The organism is Micromonospora sp. NPDC002411, from assembly GCF_053592955.1.
Window position 1 is genome coordinate 1 of sequence record NZ_JBSFBM010000420.1, and the last position, 5,122, is coordinate 5,122.

Here is a 5,122-nt window from a genome sequence, read left to right on the forward strand (position 1 = left end):
GAGGTCGGTGTCGGCCATCTCGGCGGCGTCGGCGTAGACCTCCGTCGACTCCTCGACCCGTACGGCGTAGCCGCTGGCCTCGAGGAAGGGGATGAACAGCTCCGTCGCCTTGACCGGCTGGTGTCCCTCCCACCCGCCCCGAACCACCAATGCTCTGCGCTGCGCCACCCTCGCTCCCTCCTCCGGTCCGTCGCCACCGGGCTGGCCGTTCCCGCCCCGGAGACGTGCCGTCGACACGCGTACGTGTCAGGCACCGAAACCGTACTCGGTTATCGATGATGTCGACATTGGTCGGCTCCGCGGACGTGGAGGTGGCCCTCTCTGGGATTCGCCGTCGGTCAGACGGCCGTACGCGACCACTGCTGGTTGGCACCGGTATTGCACGTGTACTGCTTGAGGATCACGCCATCGGCTGTCGACGCGGCCGGAACGTCCACGCACTTGCCGCTGTGTCGGGCGCGCAGCTGGAAGTAGCTGCCGTTGGTGACCATCTGGAACTGCTGGTTGGTGCCGGTGCCACAGGTGTACTGGATGAGCTCGGCGCCGTCGGCGGTCGACGCGCTCGCCACGTCGAGGCACCTGCCGCTGTGCCGGCTGACGATGCGCCAGTAGCCGCTGCCGGCGTCCTGGAACTGCCACTGCTGCCACGCGTTGCCGCCGTAGGTGTACTGGCCGACACGCGCGCCGTTGTCGGTGTTCGGTTGCTGGACGTCCATGGCCTTGCCGCTGTGCCGCACGGTGATCCGGTAGAACGTCCCCGTCGCCGGTGGAGGCGTCGTGGGGTCGCTCCCGACGGTGTCGCCCCACGCGTACCGGATCCGGTCGGCGCCGGAGGTGTTGCGGACGCTCAGGTCGAGGCTGGTGCCGCTGCCACTGAGGGAGAACATCGAGTACCAGTCGTACCCGATGGTGCCCGGCTTGCCGCCGAGGGCGGGCCAGTAGGTGCCGCCCATCTGGTTGTCGCGCATGACCTGGGCCATGGCCCGGATGTGGCGGACGAAGTTGTCGGTGCTGTTCGCGTCGGCGTAGTTGCGGCCGTCGTTCATGGGAGCGCCGAACTCGGTCGCGACCGCCCGTGAGGCGCAGTTGCCGAGCCGGGTCTGGATGTGGCTGCGGAAGGCGTCGTAGGTCATCGCGCCGTAGAAGAAGGCGTAGTGGTGGAACGAGAGCAGCGTGGAGTTGAAGCGGGTGTCGTTGCAGATGTCCCGCAGGTCCTGGCTGAAGCCGGTGCCGCCGATGAGCACCCGACCGGGCACCGCGGAGTAGTGGTAGCTGAGCCAGTTGGCCGCCACGGTGCGCCACTCCGCCGAGCTGTAGCCGTGCGGCTCGTTCATCGGCTCGAAGTAGACGTTGGCGTTCGCACCGTACGTGTTGGTCACCGTGGACCACATCGCGTTCCAGGCGGCGAGGTTGGTGATCCTGCCGCCGGAGGCGGCGCCGTCCTCCCAGTACGCCAGGATCACCTTGAAGCCCCGCGCGGTGGCCGCGTCGATGGCGCCTCGGTAGGCCTCCCACCAGGCCGTCCCCACGGTGTGGGTGTTGATGGGCAGCCGGACGGTGTTGACTCCCATCGTGGAGGCCATGTCGTCGTAGAGGGCGTTCGCCTTGGCCCGAACCGTCGCGTTGCTGTCCGACGAGCTCAGGCCCTGCACGACGAGCGGGCCGGTACTGAAGTTGTCACCCAGCACCGCCCAGTTCATACCCCGGAACTGGTTGGTGGCGGCGGTCGCCGGCGACGACGTGACGACGATGACGCCGGCCATCGCTGTCAGCGCGGCCACCAGGGCGATCAGCGGCCGGCGCAGCGACCGCGTGCTTCGGGTCATGACATGTCCAATCGGTGCGGAGGTCGGGGTCAGCTGGTCACCCGGAACGTCGCGTCGGCGCGGCTCTGCGCGTCGGTCACCGCGTCGAGCCGGAGCAGGTAGCTGTAGTGCCGGATGTGGCGGTCCGGGTGGCTGTAGGACTGGAACGACGTCCACGACGAGTTGGCCAGCCCGGCCACCTGCCGGAAGGTGGCGTCGGCGGCGAAGGTGGCGGAGCCGTCGTTGGCCTCCAGCCGGAAGTCGAACCCGTAGTGACGCAGGTAGTGACCCGGGTAGTTGACCGACTGGATGGAGACCGTTCCGGAGCCGGCGAGGCCGGGCACGAGCCGCCACTGCCCGTCCTGGGCCGGGCTGACATTCGGGTCGATCCGCGCGTCGTAGTCGGCGTGCCGCACGTACCGGTCCTGGAAGTTGTACGACTGGATCCGGTTGACAGCGGTGTTGGGCCAGCGGTTGAGCACCCGCGTCTGCTCGGCCGCGGTCAGGTTGAGGATCGAGCCGTGCCGCTTCTTGGTGCCACCCATGGTGTACGAGCCGGAGGCCGGCAGCCGGTAGGCGCCCGGGCTCGACGGGTTGGTGGTCAGCACGGGCAGGTAGCCGCGCCCGCTGGAGTACTGGTCCAGGTAGAGCACCCACTCGTTGCGGCCGTTGAACGGCATCCACATCGGGCCCTCGACCTGCGCGCCGGTCAGCCCGATGCCGGACAGGTTGCCGAGGGTGGTCCAAGTGCCGAGGATGGAGTTGCTGCCCTCGATGGTGATCTGACCGTCCCGGGACGCCCGCACGTAGCGGTACGCGCCGACGCCGGCCGGTACCTCGACGATCTGGGTGTCGATGATCTCCTGGCTGCCGGGCCGGTTGATGTACGTCTGGGGCGTGGTGATGCTGCGGAAGTTCGAGGTACGCGCGGAGTAGATGCGGTGCTTGGTGGCCCCGTTGAGGGGGACGTTCGTCGCCCAGTAGAGGACGTAGTCGCCGGTTGCCGGGTTCCAGATCGCCTCCGGCGCCCAGGCGTTGCGTCCGTCCGGGATCGCGCCGGCGACGTTCAGCAGCCACGGCGCCGACCAGTTGACCAGGTCGGTGGACTCCCACACGACGAGGTTGCGGCTGCCGTTGTTGATGGCGGCTGACCAGTCCTGGCCGCAGCCGATGCACAGGTCCGTGGCGATGATCCAGTACCGGTCCCCAGCGGGTGAGCGGACCAGTGCGGGGTCCCGGACGCCGCGGGTGCCGACTGTGGAACGCAGGACGAGACCGCCGTTGTTGAGGTCGTTCCAGCGAAGGCCGTCGGTGCTGTGCGCGAGGTAGATCTGCTGGTCGGTCGACGATTCACCGGTGAAGTGCGCCATCAGGTATCCGACGGTCGGGTCGAGCGCGGCCGCGGGCTTCGGTGTCGCCGCCGACCAGGTGGTGAACAGCAGGCACGCGGTGACCACTACCGCACAGAGCCGGGAGAGGACTCTCGACATGGGTCAATCTCCTTCGCGCAGGGGCGTACGAATCGGCTAGAGAGTCGGTACCACGGGGCGGATGGTGCCGTCGGCGTTGAACTCCATCCGGTCGACGGCGGTCTCGCGGTTGGTGCCGTTGCCGGCGGGCACCGCGAACCGGTGGTAGGCGATGTGCCAGGTGTCGGTGTTGGGTGCTCGGACCACCGAGTGGTGGCCGGTGCCCTTGATGCCGGCCTCCAGCCGTTTCTGCAGCACGACGCCCCGACTGGCCCACGGCCCGAGAGGCGATGGGCCGGTGGCGTACGCGACGCGGTAGTCCTCGCTGCGCGTGTCGTTCTCGGACCACATGAAGTAGTAGAGGCCGTTGCGCTTGAACACGAACGGGGCCTCGTTGTAGCCGGATGGCGTGATCACCCTCGCCTGGGCCGGGTCGAAGGAGACCATGTCGGCGTTGAGTCGTACCGCCCGTGCGACGCCCTGACCCCAGTAGAGGTAGGACTGCCCGTCGTCGTCGGTGAAGACCATCGGGTCGATCGCCTGCCCGCCGGAGAACTGGTCGCTGCGGACCAGCGGCCGCCCGAGCGCGTCGCGGAACGGCCCGACCGGGCTGTCGGCGACGGCCACGCCGAGGTGTTTGGCGGTGTTGCCGCTGGCCGCGCCCCCGCTGAAGTAGAGGTAGTAGCGGCCGTTGGCACCCGCGACCGCCGGTGCCCAGGCCGAGTTGTCCGCCCAGGTGACGTCCGGGCCGTGATCGAGGATCACACCGTGGTCGGTCCAGTTGACCAGGTCGGCGGAGGAGAACGCCTTGTAGTAGGTGCCGGCCCAGCTCGCGTACCCGTCGGTGGTCGGGTACAGGTAGTAGCGGCCGTTGAACATCGCGAGGTGCGGGTCGGCGAAGAGGCCCGGGATCACCGGCCCCTTGGTGGTCCTGGGGGCCCACGGCGCGGCGAGGCGGAACGAGCTGTCCGCCCGGTACGCGGCGGTGTCCTGGTAGGCGTCGAGCCAGAGGGCGAAGTCGCGGTGCCGGATTCGCCGGTCCGGATAGTTGTACGAGGTGAGCGCCACCGATCCGGAGACCGAGCCGTCCACCGCGCAGAAGGTCGCGTCGGCCCGGAACGTCGCATCACCGGTGTTGGGGTCGACCCGGAGTCGGTAGTCGCGGTGCCGGAGGAACATGCCGGCCCTGGTCTGGAACGAGTAGCACTTGGGCGACGCGAGGCCATTGACCACTGTGAAGGTGGCATCCAGCTTGATCTGGTTGGCACTGCTGGAGGTCACCGGGTCGAGCCGGCCCAGGTAGTCCATGTGCCGCACGTACCGTCCGGCCTGATTGACCGCCTCCAGCGAGCGCGCGCCGGTGGACAGCGTGGCGGCATGGGCCGGTTCGCCGGCCGCCACCACGAAGGCGGCAGCAGCCACGGCGGAGAGCACGAGGATCCGGACGGTGCCAACGCCGTTGACCCGGTACGAGGGCCTGCCGGTGACCGACGACGCCGGGCTTCGCCATGCGACCATGATCCGGATCCTCCGTTCTGGAAGGCCATCTATGTTAGCGTTAACAAGATCAACCCTTGCGGTACGTGGGCTTTTCCGGCTGCGAGGGGCGGGGATTTCCGGTCGGGGCGTGCTAGCCACAGGTGGCCGTGCAGATGTTTTCTGCTCGTTAACGTCGCGTTGCGGACAGTGTTAGCGATAGCATCGATGAGTGTCAAGGAACCAGGCGTCCGCACCCCTGCCGCCCGGACGAGCCCTGCCCGCCCACCCCTGGGCACCGGGTCCGCAACCCGCCGGACACAACATTGACATACTTCACTGCGTGATCTAGCGTCGGGTCGAATCGATTCG

The 5,122-nt window shown here is 68.3% G+C and carries 3 protein-coding genes; all 3 read right to left on the bottom strand.

Going from position 1 to position 5,122, the window contains the following annotated elements:
* Window positions 1-338: 338 nt before the first annotated feature.
* Genes ACWCO3_RS31240 through ACWCO3_RS31250 form a run of 3 tightly spaced genes read right to left on the bottom strand, consistent with a single transcriptional unit; the run spans window position 339 to window position 4,792 of the window.
* Window positions 339-1,826, bottom strand: coding sequence for an RICIN domain-containing protein (locus ACWCO3_RS31240; RefSeq protein WP_145780139.1), 1,488 nt, complete (start codon window positions 1,824-1,826; stop codon window positions 339-341).
* Between the two features lie 29 nt (window positions 1,827-1,855).
* Entirely contained in the window at window positions 1,856-3,295 is a 1,440-nt protein-coding gene (locus tag ACWCO3_RS31245) for a glycoside hydrolase family 43 protein (protein WP_145780138.1), read from the bottom strand.
* A 36-nt stretch (window positions 3,296-3,331) separates the two neighbouring features.
* Window positions 3,332-4,792, bottom strand: coding sequence for a family 43 glycosylhydrolase (locus tag ACWCO3_RS31250; RefSeq protein ID WP_450013475.1), 1,461 nt, complete (start codon window positions 4,790-4,792; stop codon window positions 3,332-3,334).
* Window positions 4,793-5,122: the final 330 nt, after the last annotated feature.

Coding starts and splice junctions, on each gene's coding strand:
- ACWCO3_RS31240 (WP_145780139.1), bottom strand. CDS start 1,826: ATGACCCGAAGCACGCGGTCGCTGCGCCGGCCGCTGATCGCCCTGGTG.
- ACWCO3_RS31245 (WP_145780138.1), bottom strand. CDS start 3,295: ATGTCGAGAGTCCTCTCCCGGCTCTGTGCGGTAGTGGTCACCGCGTGC.
- ACWCO3_RS31250 (WP_450013475.1), bottom strand. CDS start 4,792: ATGGTCGCATGGCGAAGCCCGGCGTCGTCGGTCACCGGCAGGCCCTCG.